16 protein-coding genes are annotated in these 17,290 nt (G+C 70.4%); 5 read left to right on the top strand and 11 right to left on the bottom strand.

The window, feature by feature from the left end:
• Positions 1 to 25 precede the first annotated feature (25 nt).
• From BKK79_RS21480 to BKK79_RS21450, 7 genes are read right to left on the bottom strand one after another with little or no spacing between them, the layout of a single operon-like run.
• Positions 26 to 1,309 carry an MSMEG_0569 family flavin-dependent oxidoreductase gene (locus BKK79_RS21480; protein ID WP_071038736.1) on the bottom strand — a complete coding sequence of 428 codons (1,284 nt, stop codon included), beginning with the start codon at positions 1,307 to 1,309 and terminating at the stop codon, positions 26 to 28.
• 41 nt (positions 1,310 to 1,350) lie between these two features.
• Positions 1,351 to 1,638 (bottom strand): MSMEG_0570 family nitrogen starvation response protein, encoded by a 288-nt coding sequence (locus BKK79_RS21475; protein ID WP_071038735.1) that lies wholly within the window; start codon positions 1,636 to 1,638, stop codon positions 1,351 to 1,353.
• A 3-nt stretch (positions 1,639 to 1,641) separates the two neighbouring features.
• A complete protein-coding gene (locus BKK79_RS21470; protein WP_071018847.1) occupies positions 1,642 to 2,667 on the bottom strand; it encodes a sll0787 family AIR synthase-like protein in 1,026 nt (341 codons plus the stop codon).
• Entirely contained in the window at positions 2,664 to 3,245 is a 582-nt protein-coding gene (locus tag BKK79_RS21465) for an MSMEG_0567/Sll0786 family nitrogen starvation N-acetyltransferase (RefSeq protein ID WP_071018849.1), read from the bottom strand. Before BKK79_RS21465 ends, BKK79_RS21470 begins: the two co-directional genes overlap by 4 nt.
• Positions 3,242 to 4,321: an MSMEG_0568 family radical SAM protein gene (locus BKK79_RS21460; RefSeq protein ID WP_071038734.1), complete on the bottom strand. Its 1,080-nt coding sequence runs from the start codon at positions 4,319 to 4,321 to the stop codon at positions 3,242 to 3,244. Before BKK79_RS21460 ends, BKK79_RS21465 begins: the two co-directional genes overlap by 4 nt.
• Positions 4,314 to 5,354: a Nit6803 family nitrilase gene (locus BKK79_RS21455; RefSeq protein ID WP_071018852.1), complete on the bottom strand. Its 1,041-nt coding sequence runs from the start codon at positions 5,352 to 5,354 to the stop codon at positions 4,314 to 4,316. Before BKK79_RS21455 ends, BKK79_RS21460 begins: the two co-directional genes overlap by 8 nt.
• A gap of 18 nt (positions 5,355 to 5,372) precedes the next feature.
• Entirely contained in the window at positions 5,373 to 5,855 is a 483-nt protein-coding gene (locus BKK79_RS21450) for an MSMEG_0572/Sll0783 family nitrogen starvation response protein (RefSeq protein ID WP_071018854.1), read from the bottom strand.
• A gap of 495 nt (positions 5,856 to 6,350) precedes the next feature.
• On the opposite strand from BKK79_RS21450, the gene BKK79_RS21445 reads away from it, so the two are divergent.
• Positions 6,351 to 7,739 (top strand): aminotransferase-like domain-containing protein, encoded by a 1,389-nt coding sequence (locus tag BKK79_RS21445; RefSeq protein WP_071018856.1) that lies wholly within the window; start codon positions 6,351 to 6,353, stop codon positions 7,737 to 7,739.
• 34 nt (positions 7,740 to 7,773) lie between these two features.
• On the opposite strand, the gene BKK79_RS21440 is transcribed toward BKK79_RS21445, so the two are convergent.
• The 3 genes from BKK79_RS21440 to BKK79_RS21430 form a co-directional block, all read right to left on the bottom strand.
• On the bottom strand, positions 7,774 to 8,541 hold the full coding sequence (locus BKK79_RS21440; RefSeq protein ID WP_071038733.1) for an MBL fold metallo-hydrolase: 768 nt from the start codon (positions 8,539 to 8,541) through the stop codon (positions 7,774 to 7,776).
• A gap of 105 nt (positions 8,542 to 8,646) precedes the next feature.
• Positions 8,647 to 9,225, bottom strand: a complete 579-nt coding sequence (locus BKK79_RS21435; RefSeq protein ID WP_071018860.1) for a TetR/AcrR family transcriptional regulator — start codon at positions 9,223 to 9,225, stop codon at positions 8,647 to 8,649.
• 127 nt (positions 9,226 to 9,352) lie between these two features.
• On the bottom strand, positions 9,353 to 10,645 hold the full coding sequence (locus BKK79_RS21430) for an NAD(P)/FAD-dependent oxidoreductase (RefSeq protein WP_071038732.1): 1,293 nt from the start codon (positions 10,643 to 10,645) through the stop codon (positions 9,353 to 9,355).
• Positions 10,646 to 10,861: 216 nt separating this feature from the next.
• Between BKK79_RS21430 and BKK79_RS21425 the strand changes: the two genes are divergently transcribed.
• From BKK79_RS21425 to BKK79_RS21410, 4 genes are all read left to right on the top strand, one after another.
• A complete protein-coding gene (locus BKK79_RS21425; protein ID WP_157128499.1) occupies positions 10,862 to 11,752 on the top strand; it encodes a hypothetical protein in 891 nt (296 codons plus the stop codon).
• A 358-nt stretch (positions 11,753 to 12,110) separates the two neighbouring features.
• Positions 12,111 to 12,788 carry a PspA/IM30 family protein gene (locus tag BKK79_RS21420; RefSeq protein WP_071018866.1) on the top strand — a complete coding sequence of 226 codons (678 nt, stop codon included), beginning with the start codon at positions 12,111 to 12,113 and terminating at the stop codon, positions 12,786 to 12,788.
• Between the two features lie 69 nt (positions 12,789 to 12,857).
• On the top strand, positions 12,858 to 13,538 hold the full coding sequence (locus BKK79_RS21415; protein WP_071038730.1) for an OB-fold-containig protein: 681 nt from the start codon (positions 12,858 to 12,860) through the stop codon (positions 13,536 to 13,538).
• Positions 13,539 to 13,604: 66 nt separating this feature from the next.
• Complete coding sequence (locus BKK79_RS21410) at positions 13,605 to 15,407, top strand: flotillin family protein (RefSeq protein ID WP_084085011.1); 1,803 nt, start codon at positions 13,605 to 13,607, stop codon at positions 15,405 to 15,407.
• Between the two features lie 107 nt (positions 15,408 to 15,514).
• Here BKK79_RS21410 and BKK79_RS21405 read toward each other — a convergent pair whose 3' ends face one another.
• Positions 15,515 to 17,251, bottom strand: a complete 1,737-nt coding sequence (locus BKK79_RS21405) for a CocE/NonD family hydrolase (RefSeq protein ID WP_232346422.1) — start codon at positions 17,249 to 17,251, stop codon at positions 15,515 to 15,517.
• Positions 17,252 to 17,290: the final 39 nt, after the last annotated feature.

Raw genomic sequence — 17,290 nt, 5'->3', positions numbered from 1 at the left:
CACGCATGCGGCCGAGCGGTGGGCCTCAAGCCGCCAGCGCCTCCGGCGAGCACGCCGCCGCGATCCTCTCCGCCAGGTACTGCGCGTCGCGCGCGATGCCGGAGAAGCGGCCCGAGCCCCACGTGTGCAGCCATGGCAGGCCGAGGAAGTACAGGCCGGGATGCGCGCTGACGCCACGCACGTGCCCGGGGTGGCCGCGGCCGTTGAATACCGGCACCTCCAGCCAGCCGAAGTCGGGCCGGAAGCCGATGCACCAGATCACGCTGCCGATGCCCGCTGCCTGCGGGTCGAGTTCGGTGCGTTCGGCCGCGGGTGTCCAGGCCGGTGTGTAGAGGCTGGGCGGCGGCGCGTCGATGCCGTGCGCGGCGATGTACTGGTCGATGCCGGCGTTGATGCGGTTGTAGGTGGCGTCGGCATTGTCGAGGTTCCGGCGCAGGTCGGGTGCGAAGCGCAGGCGCCCGTCGCGGTAGTCCTCCAGCACGCCATACAGTTCCATGCCCTCGGCGGCGAAGCGGCGCAGGTCGATGTCGCGTCCTCCGTCGCGTCCGGTCACGTAGTGGTTGGTGTTGTCGCGCACGCCTTCGCGCAGGGGATGTTCGGTGACAGGCAGGTCGTAGTACTTCATCTCGGCCAGCCAGTCGACCACATCGCGGCCGCGGTAGAAGCGCGCGCAGCGCGGGGCTTCGCCCACGGCGAGGTAGACCTGGCGCCCGGCCAGGTGCAGGTCCTCGGCGATCTGCGCGCCCGACTGGCCGGAGCCCACCACCAGCACCGCGCCCTCGGGCAAGGCCTGCGGGTTGCGGTAGTCGGCCGACTGGACCTGCCTGATCGATGCCGGCAGCCGCTCGGCCAGGCGGGGCACGATCGGCGTGCGATAGCCGCCCGACGCTACCACTACCTGGTCGGCGCCGAAGGTACCGCGTGTGGTGACCACCGCAAAGCCGCCCTGCGGGCGCGCCTTGACGCTGCATACTTCGGTGTGTTCGAGCACGGGCGGGGCGACCGCGCGGATGAAGCCGTCCAGGTAGGCGATGATCTCGTCCTTCTTCATGAAGCCGTGCGGGTCGTCGCCGGCATAGGGGTGGCCAGGCAGTGCGCACTGCCAGTTCGGCGTGACCAGGCAGAAGGCATCCCAGCGCTGGGTGTGCCAGGTATGGGTCATGGTGTGCTGCTCCAGCACGAGGTGTTCGATGCCGGCCTGGCGCAGGTAGTAGCTGAGCGAGAGACCGGCCTGGCCGCCGCCGACAATGATGACGGAGTAGTGGCGGGCCTCGCTGGTGGCGGGAGGGGGAGGCGTGGTGTCAGGCATGACGCGGGTTCCTTGGCAGAGGGAGGTTCACGGAGGGCGTTCTAGCGCTCGAAGGCGAGTACCGTCACCGTGGCACCGGCCTGGCCGGCAAAGCGGGCGGCGGTGGCTTCGATAACGTCGAGCTGGTCCTGGGCCGCCGAGCAGGCGAAGCCATAGCGGCGGCGCACCCGCTCGGAGGCCTGGTTCAGCGCGCTGCGCGCGCGGTCCAGGAATTCCGGCAGCGGGTAGGCCGCGCCGGCCTCGAGGTGCTCGCTCACGACGGAAGAGGGCGAATAGCACAGCGTTTCGCGCTGGTCGGGCCAGCGGACGCGGAAGTGCGTGACGGGCATGGTTCAGGCTCCCAGAGGCACGGCATCGATGCCGGCGGGTGGCAAGCCGGCCGCGGCGGGCCGGGGCAGGATGAAGGGCTCGCAGCCGAAGTCCCATAGCAAGGCCCGCTCGCCGGCCTGGGCGATTGTCACGCGGCGCGATGCGTCGAGCATGCCGATCTCCGCGCAGGCAAGGCCGCGCGCGTGGAAGCGGGCCGCCACCGTGGCGGCGTCGGCCGCGTCGACGGCGAGCAGGAAGCCGTAGCTGGGAAAGGCCGACAGCCAGCGCGGCAGCGGCACGCCCGGCGGGATCGGCAACGCGTCGAGGTCGATGGTGCCGCCCACGCCCGAGCATTCCATCAGCATCAAGGCGGTGCCGACCGCGCCGGCCATGCTGATGTCCTTGGCGGCCGCGCACAGGCCGTCCTCGGCCAATGCCGGCAGCAGTTCGAGGTCGGCGCGCAGGCGCGCGCCGGGCACGCCGGTGGTGGCGTTCCAGTAGGGATAGGGCTCCTCGAAGCGGCCGCGCAGGTCGACCGCCATCAGCAGGCGCTGCCCGGGGCGCGCGCCGAAGCTGGTCAGCAGCCGGCGCGCGCGCCCGAGGATGGCCACTGCAAGCTGGGGGCCGTCGCTGCGCGCGTTGCTGTGGCCGCCCACCAGCGGCACGCCGTAAGCGGCCGCGGCAGCGGCCATGCCGCGCACGACTTCGTCGGCCGGCTCCAGGCCCTCGCTCCAGATGGCATCCACCACCGCCAGGGGGCGCCCGCCCATGGCGTAGATGTCGCTCACGTTGACCATCACCGCGCTGTAGCCGGCGAACCAGGGCATGGCGCGCAGGAAATCGCCGACCATGCCTTCGATGGCGAACAGCAGATGGCTGTCACCATCCGCGATGGCGGCGCAGTCGTCGCCGAGCAGGATGCCGCGCGCCTCCGCCTGCGCGCCGGCCGGCAGCGCCTGCTGCAGGCGGGCGAGCAGGCCGGCGATATCGGTCTTGTGGCCGAAGCCGCGGCTGGCGCGCAGCAGGTCGGCCAGGGTGGCGGCGCTCATGACGGCCTCCTGTCGTGCTGTGCGCTCCCGTCGTCGATGACGAAGCCGGCATACGGTGCATGGCAGGGCGGATAGTGGTGCAGGTCGGCCTCCATCAGGTGGTGCGGCCAGCCCAGCAGCGTCTCCTCGGCCAGCGTGGTCCAGTGCAGGCGGCGGAACAGCGGCACGTTCTGGCTCTGTACGTGGGCGAGGAAGCGCCGGCAGCCCAGCGCATGCGCGCTGCTCACCGCCAGGCGGATCAGCGTGGCGCCGAGCCGGCTGTGGCGCCGGTAGGGCGCCTGTACCGCCAGCCGCGAGCCGTACCAGACCCCGGGCTCGCTTTCATGGATGCGCACGGTGCCGACCACCGGGCCGCGCGCGCCGGGCGGGCCGCCAGCGGCCTCGTCGCAGCGCACCGCCACCAGCAGCTGTGCGGCGTCATCGACCGCGTCACGGTCGTCCTCGGCAAAAATGCCTTGCTCGGCGCAGAACACCGCGCGGCGCAGTGCGTAGGCTTGTTCGATCTCCCAGCCGGCCTCGGCCCAGCGCACCTGGTAGGCCGGCGCGGCCGGCACCTCCACGCATAACTCGGGTCTCATGCCGCGTCTCCCTCGTAGGCCGACAGCGAGGAGCAGGCTCCGCACTTGCCGCAGCCGGCCTTGATGTCCGCCGAGCGCAGCCCGGCCGCGGCCACCATGCGGCCCAACGGCGCCAGCACGGCGCGCATGAAGTCCGGCGAGGGGGCCGGATGATCCTCCAGCGGCGTGCCGGAGATCGGCACGAAGGGCACGACGAAGGGATAGACGCCGATCTCCAGCAGCCGCTGCGACATCGACAGGATGGACTCGGCGGTGTCGCCCAGGCCGGCCAGGATGTAGGTGCTGACCTGGCCGCGGCCGAACACCCCGACCGCCGCCGCGAAGGCATCGAGGTAGCGCGACAGCGGCACGGTGGCCTTGCCGGGCATGATGCGCGCGCGCACCGATGGCGTCACCGCTTCCAGGTGCATGCCCAGGCTGTCGATGCCAGCGGCGCGCAGGCGCGCGAACCAGCGGTCGTCGTCGGGTGGTTCGCACTGGCCCTGGATCGGCAGGTCCACGGCGGCGCGGATGGCGAAGGCGCTGTCGCACAACAGGGCGGCACCGCGGTCCGGCGTCGGCGGCGTGCCGGTGGTCAGTACCATGTGCCTGACGCCGTCGAGCAGCACCGCCGCGCGCGCCACCTCGGCGAGCTGCTCCGGAGTCTTGCGCGCGATGGTGCGGCCGGCCGCCAGCGACTGGCCGATCGCGCAGAACTGGCAGGTCTTGCGCCGGCTCTGGTAGCGGATGCAGTCCTGCAGTACCGTGGTCGCCAGCACATCGGCGCCGTGCAGGGTGGCAATGTGCGAGTACGGAACGCCGTCCAGCGTCTGCATCGCATAGAAGCGCGGCGTGCGTGGAAAGCTCACGCTGGCGATCGGGATGGCGCCGCGCATGAGCGTGCTGCGCCCGTGCGCGTCGGGCGTGGCTGCCACGTAGGGCGAGTGCCAGGCGGTACTGGTATGGACCGGCACCATGATGGTCACGCCGTCGATGGTGACGGCCTTGTGGTCGGACGGACCGGCACCGCCGCGCCGGCTGGCAGCGCCGGCGCGCGGGTCTTCCAGCCGCAGCCCGATGGACTGCAGTTCAGTCATCAACTGCCGGCTCGAGGCCGGCAGCGTGTCGCGAGAAGGCATGGTCTGGACTCCGGTCGTCTGGGTGGATGGCGGCGGCGGGCACCTGGGGCCGTGGTGCGTGCATGACGGACACGGGGGCCGCCGGGCGGTCGTTGATCAGCAGGCTGAGCAGCTCGGGGCGCGCGTAGTGGCCCACCGAATCCATCATGCGCTTGCGCTTGGTGATGAGGGCCAGGTCGAGGTCGGCCACCACCATGCCTTCGCCTTCGCGCAAGGGCGGCGCCAGGTGTTGCCCCTCGGGCGAGATGATGGCGGTGTGGCAACCGCCGCGCAGCGCCTTCTGCAATGCGGGGTCGGTGGTGACCGAAGCGATCTGCGCCTCCGTCAGCCAGCCGGTTGCATTGACCACGAAGCAGCCGGACTCCAGCGCGTGGTGGCGGATGGTGGCCTCGATCTGCTCGGCAAAGATGGGACCTACCAGCGAACCGGGGAACTGGCTGCAGTGGATCTCCTCGTGCCGGGCCATCAGCGCATAGCGCGCCAGCGGGTTGTAGTGTTCCCAGCAGGCCAGCGCCCCGACGCGGCCGATGGCCGTCTCTGCCACCTGGAGACCGGCGGCATCGCCCTGGCCCCAGATCATGCGCTCGTGGAAGGTAGGCGTCAGCTTGCGTCGCTTGAGTGCGAGCCGGCCTTCGGTGTCGAAGATGAGCTGGGTGTTGTAGAGGCTGCCGTGGTCGCGCTCGTTGACGCCCAGTACCACCACCATGCCGTGGCGGCGCGCACGCGCTGCCACGGCCTCGGTGACGGGACCGGGGACGGCCACGGCCTGTTCGTACAGGCGCAAGTGCTCCTGGCCTGATTGCACCGGCGGGCGCACGAAGGAGAAGTAGGGGTAGTAGGGCACGAAGGTCTCGGGGAAGACGATCAGCCGTACCCCGTCGCGCGCGGCCCGGTCGATGGCGTCGAGCACCTTGGCGAGGGTGGCGGCGCCGCTGTCGAGATCGGGTGCGATCTGGACGGCGGCGGCGCGCACGATGCGTGGGTCGGACATGGCGGATCCCCTGCCGGCTCAGACGGTCCAGGTGTCGAGGATGAGCGCGTTCTCCTTGCGGTGAAGCAGCTTCAGGTCGAGCACGTCGAGCGGATTGATGGGGCGGATGCCTTCGACCAGGGACGCTTCGCCATGGCCGTAGAGCGCTTGCAACGCGAAGCGGCAGGCGTACACCTTGCCACCTTCGGCCATGAACTTCTTGAGCTGCTTGTTGAAGTTGAGGTGGCCGGCGAAGGCCTCGTCACCCAGCGTGGGAAAGCCCCGCTGCAGGCCGAGCGTGACGCCCGGGCCGTATAACAGGATGCTGGTGTCGAAGCCTTTGCGCTGCAGGCGGGTGGCCTGCAGCAGGTTGACGAAGCCGATCGAGCCTTCGAAGGCTACGGTGTGGAAGGTCACCAGGGCTTTCTCGCCGGGCTCGGCCTTGACGTCCTCGAACACCTTCTCCTCGAAATCGACGAGGACATCGCCATCCTTGTGGGCGGGGTGGTTGACTGCGGGCATGCTTGGCTCCAGTGCGTATGGGTTGCGTTGAGCGGACGGCGCGTGGCTCGGGGCGGTCCGGCCGGCGCTCGCCGCCGGCATGGGCAGCGGTGCAAGCGATATGCCATCGGTGCCGCTCGACCATGCGATCAAGGACCGATCATTCATACGGCGAGCGATCGATCGCATGCTTGATCGCATCCGCGCGATGGCCTCGGCGCCACGTGCCGCGCCGGCATGGCGCCTGGCGGCGCCGCGGCCCTGCACCGCGAGCGCGCGGAGGCTGCCCGCGCGAGGCATCGGCTTGGTGCAGGCGATGCCTCGCGCACCATCAAGTGGCCACCCGGAATGCAATCAAGGATGCGATCAATGATGCGAACAATGCAGGCGCACATGGCCATGCATGGAGCGAAGCGCAGGCGAGACTGGCGCGTGGCGCCATGACGTCCGGATGGCACGCGAAATGCATCGGCAGCGCTGGCGCCGCCGCGGCGCACGTTCCAGAAGGAGAGAGCCGTGTCCGGCCTGACCAGTCATTGGGCGAAGCGCATCGCCGACAGCCCCAAGCCCGCCTACCTGATGATCCCCGACCTGATCGAGGAGGCCCTCGCCGATGGCCGGCTGCAGGCGCGCGACCGTCTGCCGGGGCTGCGCGACATGGCCGAGGCGCTGCGGCTCAACTATTCCACCGTGGCGCGCGCCTACGGCGAGGCGCGCAAGCGCGGCCTGATCGATGCCAAGGCCGGCAGCGGCACCTATGTGCGCGGCCGTGCCCCCGCGCTGCCGCTGCGTGCCGGCACCAGCGCGGAGATGACCATGAACATGCCGCCGGAGCCGCCGGCGCTGGCCGCGCGGCTGCGCGAATCGGCCGCCGCGCTGCTCGGCGGCACCGATCCCTACCAACTGCTGCGCTACCAGGACTTCGGCGGAACGCCCTCCGATCGGGCCGCGGTGTCCGGCTGGTTGCGGCGGCTGGTGCCGGCCGCCGGCGGCGACACGCTGCTGGTCTGCCCGGGCATCCACAGCGCCCTCGTGGCGCTGCTGTCGCAAGTGGCGCGCAGCGGGCAGACGCTATGCGTCGAGGCGCTGGCCTATCCGGGCATCAAGGCCATCGCTGCCCAGCTTGGCGTTCACCTGCAGGCGCTGCCGGGCGACGAAGACGGCATGCTGGGGGCGGCCTTCGAAGCCTTCTGCAAGGCGCAGCGGCCAGCGGTGCTGTATTGCAACCCGACCCTGCAGAACCCGAGCACGCGCACCATGCCCCAGGCGCGGCGCGAGATCCTGGCCGATATCGCGCTGCGCTACAACGTGCCGATCATCGAGGACGATGCCTACGGCATGCTGCCGCGGCGCAAGCCCGATGCCTTCGCTGCGCTGGCGCCGGAACTGACCTACTACCTCACCGGACTGTCGAAGTGCTTCGGCGCAGGGCTGCGCACCGCTTTCGTCCACGCGCCCACGCCGCGCCAGGCCCAGCGCCTGGCCGGCACGCTGCGCGCCACCTCGGTGATGGCCAGTCCCTTCACCACGCTGCTGGCGCGCGCGTGGATCGAGGATGGCACCGCCGACGAAATGCTCGCCGTGCTGCGCCAGGAGAACGCCGCGCGCCAGGCGATCGCCGCGCGCGTGCTGGGTGCTCATCCCTACGAGGCGGATGGCGAGGGCTTCCACCTGTGGCTGCCGCTCGACGGCAGTGCCTGGCGCCCCTCCGAACTGGCGCTGCATCTGCGCTCGCGCGGCATCGGCGCGGTCTCCGGCTCTGCCTTCTCCACCGACGGTAATCCGCCTGATGCCATTCGACTGTGCCTGGGCGGCCCGAGCGAGCGCGACGAGATCGAAGAGTCATTGCAGATCGTGGCCGAGACACTGGAGGACCCGCATCACCTGCATTCGGCGATGCTGTGAGGCGGCGGGCGCGGCCCGGGACGGCCGCTCGGCATCAGAGCCGGTAAGCCTCGCCGTCCTCCGGAATCCGCAGGCGGTCCGTCATGCCTTTCTCGATGGCGAATTCGCGCAGTGCCCGGCGCGTCAGCACGGCGTGGTTGACCGCTTCCATATGCGAGGCGATCAAGGTCGCGCCCGGCGCGGCCTGATAGGCCTGCCAGACGTCCTGCGCGTCCATGATGATGGCGCCGAGGCCGATCACCCGGGCGTCGCCGGCGTTGAGGATCACGACTTGCGGGTTGTAGCGCCGCAGGTTGTCCTCGACCTGCGCGTTCCATACCGTGTCGCCGGCCAGGTACAGCGTGTCCTCGCCGGCGTGCTCGAAGACCACGCCGCAGACCTCGCCGAGGATGTCGCCGATGGCGCCGATGGCGGCGTCCGAGCCGTGCTGCCCGGTGGTCTGGCGCAGGGTGACGCCCTGGAAGATCGCGTCGCGCAGCAGGCGGACGTCGCCGAAGCCCTGCGAAGCAAGCAAGGCGCGATCGGCTTCATGCTGGACGAACACGGGGAGGTGTTTCGGCACCAGGGTGCGGGCGGCTTCGTCCCAGTGGTCCGGGTGCGTATGGGTCACGATCACGGCATCGACGTCGAGCAACGAGGCGACGGGCACCGGCAGCGCGGCGGTGGGGTAGGGCAGGTGGCTGTTCACCGTGCCCGGCAGTCCGGGGTAGGCGCCTTGCTCGGCGAGCATCGGGTCGATCAGGAAGCGGCTGCCGCCGTACTCGATGACCAAGGTGGCATTGCGGACTTGCTGGATGCGCATGGAGTTCTCCTGAGAGGGCGCTTCGGATGGATATGGACCGATCAGTCCATAATGGGGAAATGAAATCGGCGGGCTGGCGCGGTTGCCGCATGGACCCGGCGCGGTTCAGTCGAGGTGGGAGAGCAGCAGCGCCAGGGCGTGCTCGAGTTCCTGCGGCGGGAAGCCGGCGCGCGCCATCACCTGCAGGCCGGGGAAGCCCAGCACCAGCAGCCGTCCCAGTTCGGCGGGGTCGCGCGTGGCGGCGATCGAGCCGTCCGCGCGGCCCCTTTCAACCTCCTGGGTCAGCGCCGCCTGGATGTACTGCAGGTCGCCGATGACCCGCTCGCGGATGGACGCGTCCTGCGGGGCCATTTCGACAGCCTGGTTGATGCTCATGCAGCCGCGCAAGGGACCGGGCGTCGCGACATCGGCGAAGAGCGTGCGGAAGAAGCGCTCGATGGCCTGGCGCGCGGGGCCGTGCCCGAGAATGCGGTGCATCTCCGCTGCCCGCCCCTGGCGGTAGGCGTCGAAGGCGGCCAGGAAGAACTCGCGCTTGCCGCCGAAGGTGGCGTACAGGCTGCTCTTGCTCAGTCCGGTCGCGTCGAGCAGGTCGGCCAGCGAGGTTGCCTCATAGCCTTTGCGCCAGAATACGTCCATCGCCTTGTACAAGGCTTCGGCGGTATCGAATTCCTGTGGCCTTGCCATGGTGGACCGGGGAACGCGCTCGCGGGCAGTTTCAATGTCCGGCAGCATATCAGTTATGGACCGATGGGTCCATAACTGGCTTGTGTGCCGCGGACGGGCACTGGACCCCGCCCGGAGAGGGATGCCCTCAATCGAGCCGGATCGGCGCGCGCAGCCGGGTGTTGAGCCGGTCGACCAGCCACAGCAGTCCGCCGCGCCAGAAGCCGAACAGCCGCGCCTGGTGGCTGCGGTACAGCAGCGCGTGGCTGAGTTGCGCGAGCCGCCCGCGTATCGTCAGGCCCTTGAACAGGCCGAATTTTCCCAGCGAGCCGAAGGCGTCGTAGTCGCCCAGCGAGACCAGGGCGCCGAAGTCGCGATAGGAGAAGGCGGGAATCTTGTCGCCCCGCAGCCAGCCGGGAAGATGGCGGATCAGGTGTTGTGCCTGCTGGTGGGCGACCTGCGCCGTCGGCGGCAGCGGGCGCTGGTTGCCCGGCAGGGTCAGGCTGGCACAGTCGCCGATGGCGAAGATGCGCGGATCGCGCGTGGTCTGCAGCGAGGGGTGTACCAGCAACTGGTTGGCATGGGAGGCCTCCAGACCGTCCAGCCGCGCCAGCAGGCCGGGCGCCTTGACGCCGGCCGCCCACACCTTGAGCGAGGCCGTCACCTGGCCACCGTCAGCGAGAGTGAAGCCGTCCGCGGTGGCTTCGGTCACGCGCGTGGCGGTGCGCACGCGCACGCCCAGCGCTTCGAGCCGGGCCTGCGTGGCGGCCGAGATGTCCTGCGGAAATGCCGCGAGCAGGCGCGGCCCGCTTTCGATGAGGGTGATCGACAGGCGGGCCGGCAAGCCTTGCGCGCCGTAGGCGACCGCGGCTTGCGCAAGCTGCACCAGCTCGGCCGCGAGCTCGACCCCGGTGGCGCCGCCGCCGACGATGCCGATCGACAGGGTTTCGTCCTGCGCGAGGCACTGGAGCATGCGCAGGCGGACTTCGCGGTTGAAGGCGTCGGCCTGCAGGCGGGAGTCGATCTTGAAGCAGTGCGCGGCCACGCCCGGTGTGCCGAAGTCGTTGGCCTCGCTGCCGATCGCGAGCACCAGCGCGTCGTAGGTCAGGCGCCTGGCCGGCACCAGCAGGCGCCCGTCGCGCGCGTGCAGCGGAGCGATCCGCAGCTCGCGTGTAGCCCGGTCGAGGCCGGCGAGTTCGCCCGGCTGGTAGGTGAAGCCCGCATCGCGGGCCTGGGCGAGGAAGGTGGTCTGCTGCTGGGAGACGTCGCGCGTGCCTGCCGCGATGGTATGGAGCATGGGCTTCCAGACATGGGCGGAGTCGCGGTCGACCAGGGTGACGGCCATGGTCCGTCCGGCGCGTGCGGAGCGCCTGCCCAGGGCGGTGGCGACCTCGAGGCCTGCTACCCCTCCACCCACGATGACGATCTGTTGCGGCTGCATCTTGTGCGTTCCTTTGCTCGGGCATGAGATGCGCCGGATTATACATACATGCGTGAATGTATGTATGTGGTCGACGGCTTGGAGGAGCGCCGGTGTGAGTCGGTGTGCCCCAGTTACCTGCGTTGCCTGCGTTGCCTGCACTGGCGTGTGATAGACGCGGTCGCGCTCATCCGGGCGCCCGGCGCCCGGCGCCTGGGGCCGGGTATCATGCGCCGCATGACCATCAAAGCGAACCCGACATCGCGCCCGGCCGGGCGCCGCCAGCGTGCCGGCGCCGAACGGGCCTTGCCCGAGCCGCTCGCCAAGCGCCGCGTGCTGGCCATGCTGGCCAGCCGCTTCTTCATCCGCTGCCACGTCATGCTGATCGCGCTGTGGTCGCTGTCGATCGGTGTGCTCGCCAGCAAGCTGCTCTGGCTCGCGGGGCTGTCGTCGCTGCCGCTGCGCTATGGGCTGGCGACGGTCGCGGCCTACTGCGGCTTCCTGTGCGCGGTGCGCGTCTGGCTGGCCTATGTCGGGCTGCCCGCTGGGCGCCGCGGGACCGGTGACGAACCGGCGCGCGCGAGCGACGGGGCCGATGGGGGCGTGGATCTGGTGGATTGCCTGCCGCTGCCCCGCGGCGGGGCGGGCGGCGCCGCACGCGGCGCGCGCCCGGTGGCGGGGCAGGGCGGTACCTTCGATGGCGGTGGCGCCTCCGGCGATTTCGATGTGGCGGCGGCGGACCTGCCCGGCCTGGCGGACCTCGGTGAGACCGGGAAAGCGGCAGGGCGCGGCGCCGGCGACCTGCTGGACGGCGCGGCCGATGCCGACGACCTGTTCGGCGTGGTCCTGCTTGCCCTCGGCTTGCTGGCCGCCGCCGTGATCGGTGCCGCCTACGTGTTCAGCCAGGGGCCGCTGATGCTGGCCGAGATCGCGTTCGAGGCCCTGCTGGCCGGCGGCCTGCTGCGCGTGGCACGCCGTGCCGACGAGGCCGGCTGGCTGCGCGCCGCCGTGCGGGTGTCGGCGCGTCCGGCGCTTGCCGTGGCGGCGCTGGCCATCGGCCTGGGCTTGGCGTTGCAGCACTGGTTCCCCCAGGCCCGGAGCCTGGCGCAGGCGCTGGGGCTGCGCTGAGCCACCGGCGGCGCCTTGTTCCGTGCAGCCATGCCCGGGGCCAAGGCGTGCTGGCGCACCTGGTCGGATGCTGCCCGGCGTCGCGGCATCCCACGCGATTCCTGCAATTCAGACGGATTACGCCGATCTCGAGAATGGTCTGAAGCCCAGCGATTGCAGCGCCGGCGAGAATCGCCCCGGTACCTGGCGCGACGGCGCGGGCCGGCGCGATCCTGAACCTGTCCCGCCCCCTCCCGCCCGCGCCTCGTACCTGCCGCCAGACGCACCGCAAGAATCGCCGCCGGATGCGTCGTTGCCCTGCCTGCCAGCGTCGCCTTTCCCCATGCGTCGCAGCCACCGTCCACCGAGGAGAGTCGCCTTGAACAGCGAAGGACTTCACAGCCGCATCGCGAGACTGCTGGCCGCCAACGTGCATGCGCTGGTCGGCTCGATCGAGAGCCGGACTCCCTTGGCTGTCCTGGAGCAATACCTGCGCGAGTTCGACGAGGTGATCGGCCGGGCGCGCGTGCACCTGGGCCGGCACGAGGCCGCCCGCTACCAGTCGACCAAGGCCATCGCCCGCGTGAACGACGAGATCGGGCGGCTCGACGCGCAGATCGCCGTCGCGCTTCGCAGCGGGGAGGAGGCGCTGGCACGCACCGGCGCCGCGCGGCAGATCGAACTGGAGGACAGCCTCGTGCTGCTGCATCAGCGCTTGCAGGAGACGGTCGAGCGGACCGGCGCGGCCGAGGCCGAACTGCTGGCCCTGCGCGCCAAGCGCGAAGAGATGGAACTGGCACTGTCCGACCTGCTCGCCGCGCGGGCGTCGGCTTCCTTGCACCCAGCGGCGCCGTCGGCACCATCGGCGCGGGCGCAGCAGCTGGGCCTGGGCTTCAGCCGTGCGATGGCCGGCGCCAGCGGGCTCCCTGCCGGGGGGGCGGCGCCTGCCCAGGCCGACGCGGCATCGCTCAGGCAGCTCGACGCCCTGCTCAAGGAGCAGCGCGTCAGCGAGCGCCTCGAACGGCTGCGGACAAGGCAGGGCAGCGCCGCCGCCTAGGCCGTGCGCCACCGCTTGCGCCGCGGCCCGCGGGTCCGGCCTTCCTGAACCGTCCTGTGCTGCCCTCTCATGAGTGAACTCCTGCATCCCGGCTATGTGCCGTTCGTGGTCGCTATCGGTGTCATGGTCGCCATCGGCACGCTGGAGGCGCTTGCCTTGCTGGCCGGCCTGACACTGACCGGCCACGCCGACCACTTCCTGACCGCCCACCTGCCGGGCCCGCATGCGGCGGCCGCCGGCGCGCTCGATGCGGGCGAAGGCGGCGGCGCCGGCATCGTCGGCGCATGCCTGGGCTGGCTGCACGTCGGACGCGTGCCCTTGCTGATGCTGCTGATCCTGTTCCTGACAGGTTTCTCCATTGCCGGCCTGCTGCTGCAATGGCTGCTGGCCACCGCCACGGCGCACCTGCTTCCCGGCGCCGTGGCGGCGGCGCTGGCCGCGCTGGCCGCGCTGCCGTTCGTCAGGGGAGCCGGCGGCCTGCTGGTGCGCTATTTCCCGCAGGACGAGAGCTCGGCGGTGTCCGAGTCCGATTTCGTCGGGCGCGTCGCCAGGATCACGCTGGGCCAGGCAAGCGCCGAGCACCCGGCCGGCGCGCGCCTGATCGACGATCACGGCCGCGCGCACTACATCCGGGTCGCGCCGGAGGACGCCACGCAGACCTTGTCGCGCGGCCAGGAGGTGCTGGTGGTGGCGCGCGCCTCCGGCAGCCTCTACCGCGCGATTCCCAATCCGCGGCCCGATCTGTTGTAGGGGCCGCCAGCCGGGGCAATCGCCGGCTGCTTCATCCACTTTCCGCTGACGGAGACTCGCAACCCCATGGCCAACCTGGATTCCCTCGTTTTCTGGAGCGTCATCGCCCTGGCCGGCATCATCGGCCTGGTCGTGATCGGCGTGATCTTCTCGCGCCTGTACACACGCGCCTCGGCCGAGCGTGCCTTCGTCCGCACGGGGCTGGGCGGGCAGAAGGTCATCATGAGCGGCGGCGCGATCGTGCTGCCCGTGTTTCACGAGGTCATCCCGATCAATATGAACACGCTCAAGCTCGAGGTCAGCCGGGCCACGCGCGACAGCCTGATCACCAAGGACCGCATGCGGGTGGATGTCGTGGTGGCGTTCTTCGTGCGCGTCAAGCCGACCGTGGAGGGCGTGTCCACCGCCGCGCAGACGCTGGGCCAGCGCACGCTGGCGCCCGAGAGCCTGCGTTCGCTGGTCGACGACAAGTTCGTCGACGCGCTGCGTTCCACGGCGGCACAGATGACCATGCAGGACCTGCAGGACGCGCGCGAGCAGTTCGTGCAGGGCGTGCAGAACACGGTGGCGGAGGACTTGACCAAGAACGGGCTGGAACTGGAAAGCGTGTCGCTGACCAACTTCAACCAGACCTCCAAGGAGTTCTTCGACCCGAACAACGCCTTCGATGCGGAAGGCCTGACCAAGCTGACGCAGGAAACCGAGCGGCGCCGGCGCGAGCGCAACGAAGTCGAGCAGGATACCGAGGTGTCGGTGCGCGAGAAGAACCGCAACGCGCTGGAGCGCAAGCTCACCATCGAGCAGGAGGAAGCCTTCCTCAAGCTGGAGCAGGAACAGCAGGTGAAGACGCGCAGCGCCGAGCAGAACGCGCGCATCGCTTCCTATGAGGCCGAGCGCCACCAGGAGGCCGAGCAGAGCCGCATCTCCGCCGAGCGGCAGGTGCAGGAAACCGAGATCCAGCGCGAGCAGGCCGTGCGCGGCCGCAAGGTCGAGGCCGAGCGCGACGTGCGCGTCAAGGAGATCGAACTGCAGCGCGTGACCCAGATGGCCGCCATCGAGCAGGCCAAGGTGACGGAGATCGCCGAGCAGGAGAAGGCCATCGTCATCGCCGGCAAATCGGAGGCGCAGTCCCAGGCCCAGGCACGCGCCAACGAGGCGCTGGCCGAGGCGGTCAAGGCCGAGCAGATGGTGGAGACGACCCGGCGCACCGCCGAGGCCGATCGTGCCAAGCAGGTGGCGCTGATCGAGGCTGCCCAGGAAGCGGAGATGCAGGCCGTGCACGTGACCACGCGGGCTCGCGCGGAGCGCGAGGCGGCGGAACTGCAGGCCGCGGCCATCGTCGAGCTGGCCGAGGCGACCCGCCAGAAGGGCCTGGCGGAGGCCGAGGCGCAGCGCGCGCTGAACGACGCCGTCAATGCGCTGTCGTCCGACCAGACCAGCCTGAAGTTCAGGCTGGCCCTGCTGCAGGCGCTGCCTGGCATCATCCAGCACTCGGTCGAGCCGATCAAGGCCATCGACGGCATCAAGATCATCCAGGTGGACGGCCTGAACCGGGGCGGCGGCGCCGAGGCGGCCGGCCCGGCGGCCGGCGGGGGCGGCAACCTTGCCGAGCAGGCGATGTCGGCCGCATTGTCGTACCGGGCGCATGCGCCGTTGATCGATTCGCTGTTGCAGGAGGTGGGGATCGATGGGCGTTCGCTGCAGGGCCTGGCGCCGAAGCTGGAGGAGGCGCCGGCGGCGCGCCTTGCCTCCCCGGGGCCGCATGCCCAGCCTGGAACGCGAGCCGGCGAAGGGTGGACCGAGGAGGAGCGGGGCGGCAAGGCGCGCGGCGGCGCGGGCGAGGCGCGGCCGCCGCGGGTCGGAGCATAAGCGGAAGGCAAGAGGCGGGGGGGCAAGGCGGGGGGCAAAAGCGGAAGGCATCCGGCCACCAGGTCCGGTTGCAATGGCCGCGCCATCTCGTCCTGCCCGATCCCCCGTCAGCGTTGCCGCGGGATCAGCGGCAGCAGCAGGTAGGACTCCTGGCCCTCGCCGGTGGCGATGGTGTTGACGCCGCCATAGACCACATCATCGCGATCGGCGTGCAGGAAGGGGCCCGAGCCGTGGAACGGACCGTCGAGGCCCGGCTGCGCCCAGTCCGAGCCTTGTACCGTCAGCGCGAGCCGGAAATCCTTCGGTACCACGATGCTGGTCGCCCAGATCTCCACGTCGACCTCATAGAGCCGGTCCGGCACCATCGCCTCGCTGGCGAGGTGCGCGTGATAAGGCCGGTATTCGGTCGAGTGCGCCGGATCGAGCGCGCGATGCGACACGCGCAGCCAGCCCTGCGACACCGGCGCATGCGGCTCGGACGCCCCGTCGAACGTCACGTCGCGGCCCTCGGGGTCGAGCAGGCGCAGCGTCGCGAAGATGTCCATGTCGGCCGTCGAAGAACGCACCCACAGTTTCAGCTTCACCGGGCCGGTGAACTCGGCCTCCTCGCTGAATGGCGCCGTCCTGAAAGTCTGGGCGCCGCTCATGGCCGGATAGGAACGTTCGGCGGCGGGGGCGCCGCTGCGGCCGGGGGCGAGGCTGGTGTCCTCGGCGTTGAGGTAGAAGCGCTGCCACTGCGTGCCTGGCAGCGGCCACTCGGTTTCGCTGCGCCAGGCAATCGAATCCGGACGCCGGATGGCGAGCTGGATCGGCGGCTCGTCATCCCAGCCGTTCTTCTCCCCTTTCAGGAAGAAATCGAAGAAGCGCTTCTGCAGCGCGACCGACTCCGGCGCGTAGAACGGCGCATGATGATCACCGGTATGGATGCGCAGCCACTTCTGCCGGCTGCCGGCGGCGAGATAGCCTTCGATGTTGCCGCGCCCATGCAGGCCCTGGCCGCCCCAGTTGCCGACCGACAGCAGGGGCACCTGGATGCGGGCGCCGATCGGGGTGCGCTCGCGGTAGAAAGCCGTGTCGAAGGGCTGCCGGCGGTGCGCCTCGGTCGGCGCGATGCGGTTGGCTTCGAGCACGTGCTGCGGCAAGGGCTCGCCCGTGGTCTTCTGGCCGGAGATTGCGTCGACATACGGTGTCTCGCCGTTGCCGTGCTGGTTGAGCAGGATCTGGCGGGCAAACCAGATCTTCTGGAACTCCGTGCTGGCGATGCCGCCGTGATAGGCGATGTCGCGATAGTGGTCGAAGGCGCCTTCCCACGGGACGATGGCCGCGAGCCCTTCGGGCTGGCGCGCGGCGACCTGCCATTGGTTGATCGCGTAGTAGGAGATGCCGAGCAGGCCGATCTTGCCGCTGCTCCAGGGCTGGCGCGATGCCCAGGTGATCAGCGTGGCGTAGTCCTCGGTCTGCCGCGGCGAGAAGGGATCGAGCATGCCGGGCGAGGCATTGCTGCCGCGCGAGTCGGCGTGAACGACCACGTAGCCGTCCGCCACCCAGTGCTCCGGATCCGGCGCTTCCCAGCGGATGAAGCGGCAGGACGAGGTCTTGCAGAGTTCCGGGTTCCCGGCGACAAGCTTGTTCCAGGCGTCCTGGTAGGCGGGCGCGTCGGCGTCCCTGGTGTCCTTGCCGTAGGGCCCGTGCAGCATCACGACCGGAAAGCGGCCGGCTTGGTCGGGGCGGTAGACATTGGCCCGCAGCGTCAGTCCATCGCTCATGGGCACTTCCACATTGCGCTCGAAGATCATCCCGGGCACGCCGGTCTCCACGTGCTGCGCAAGGCTCGATTCGGTCATGGTGAAAATCAATCCGGTTGTCAGAAAGTTGGCGAGGTG

The sequence above is a fragment of the Cupriavidus sp. USMAA2-4 genome, from assembly GCF_001854305.1.
GTDB classification, from domain to species: domain Bacteria; phylum Pseudomonadota; class Gammaproteobacteria; order Burkholderiales; family Burkholderiaceae; genus Cupriavidus; species Cupriavidus malaysiensis.
This window is presented reverse-complemented; position numbering and strand designations above follow the sequence as displayed.

Coding starts and splice junctions, on each gene's coding strand:
- BKK79_RS21480 (WP_071038736.1), bottom strand. CDS start 1,309: ATGCCTGACACCACGCCTCCCCCTCCCGCCACCAGCGAGGCCCGCCAC.
- BKK79_RS21475 (WP_071038735.1), bottom strand. CDS start 1,638: ATGCCCGTCACGCACTTCCGCGTCCGCTGGCCCGACCAGCGCGAAACG.
- BKK79_RS21470 (WP_071018847.1), bottom strand. CDS start 2,667: ATGAGCGCCGCCACCCTGGCCGACCTGCTGCGCGCCAGCCGCGGCTTC.
- BKK79_RS21465 (WP_071018849.1), bottom strand. CDS start 3,245: ATGAGACCCGAGTTATGCGTGGAGGTGCCGGCCGCGCCGGCCTACCAG.
- BKK79_RS21460 (WP_071038734.1), bottom strand. CDS start 4,321: ATGACTGAACTGCAGTCCATCGGGCTGCGGCTGGAAGACCCGCGCGCC.
- BKK79_RS21455 (WP_071018852.1), bottom strand. CDS start 5,354: ATGTCCGACCCACGCATCGTGCGCGCCGCCGCCGTCCAGATCGCACCC.
- BKK79_RS21450 (WP_071018854.1), bottom strand. CDS start 5,855: ATGCCCGCAGTCAACCACCCCGCCCACAAGGATGGCGATGTCCTCGTC.
- BKK79_RS21440 (WP_071038733.1), bottom strand. CDS start 8,541: ATGCGCATCCAGCAAGTCCGCAATGCCACCTTGGTCATCGAGTACGGC.
- BKK79_RS21435 (WP_071018860.1), bottom strand. CDS start 9,225: ATGGCAAGGCCACAGGAATTCGATACCGCCGAAGCCTTGTACAAGGCG.
- BKK79_RS21430 (WP_071038732.1), bottom strand. CDS start 10,645: ATGCAGCCGCAACAGATCGTCATCGTGGGTGGAGGGGTAGCAGGCCTC.
- BKK79_RS21425 (WP_157128499.1), top strand. CDS start 10,862: ATGACCATCAAAGCGAACCCGACATCGCGCCCGGCCGGGCGCCGCCAG.
- BKK79_RS21415 (WP_071038730.1), top strand. CDS start 12,858: ATGAGTGAACTCCTGCATCCCGGCTATGTGCCGTTCGTGGTCGCTATC.
- BKK79_RS21410 (WP_084085011.1), top strand. CDS start 13,605: ATGGCCAACCTGGATTCCCTCGTTTTCTGGAGCGTCATCGCCCTGGCC.
- BKK79_RS21405 (WP_232346422.1), bottom strand. CDS start 17,251: ATGACCGAATCGAGCCTTGCGCAGCACGTGGAGACCGGCGTGCCCGGG.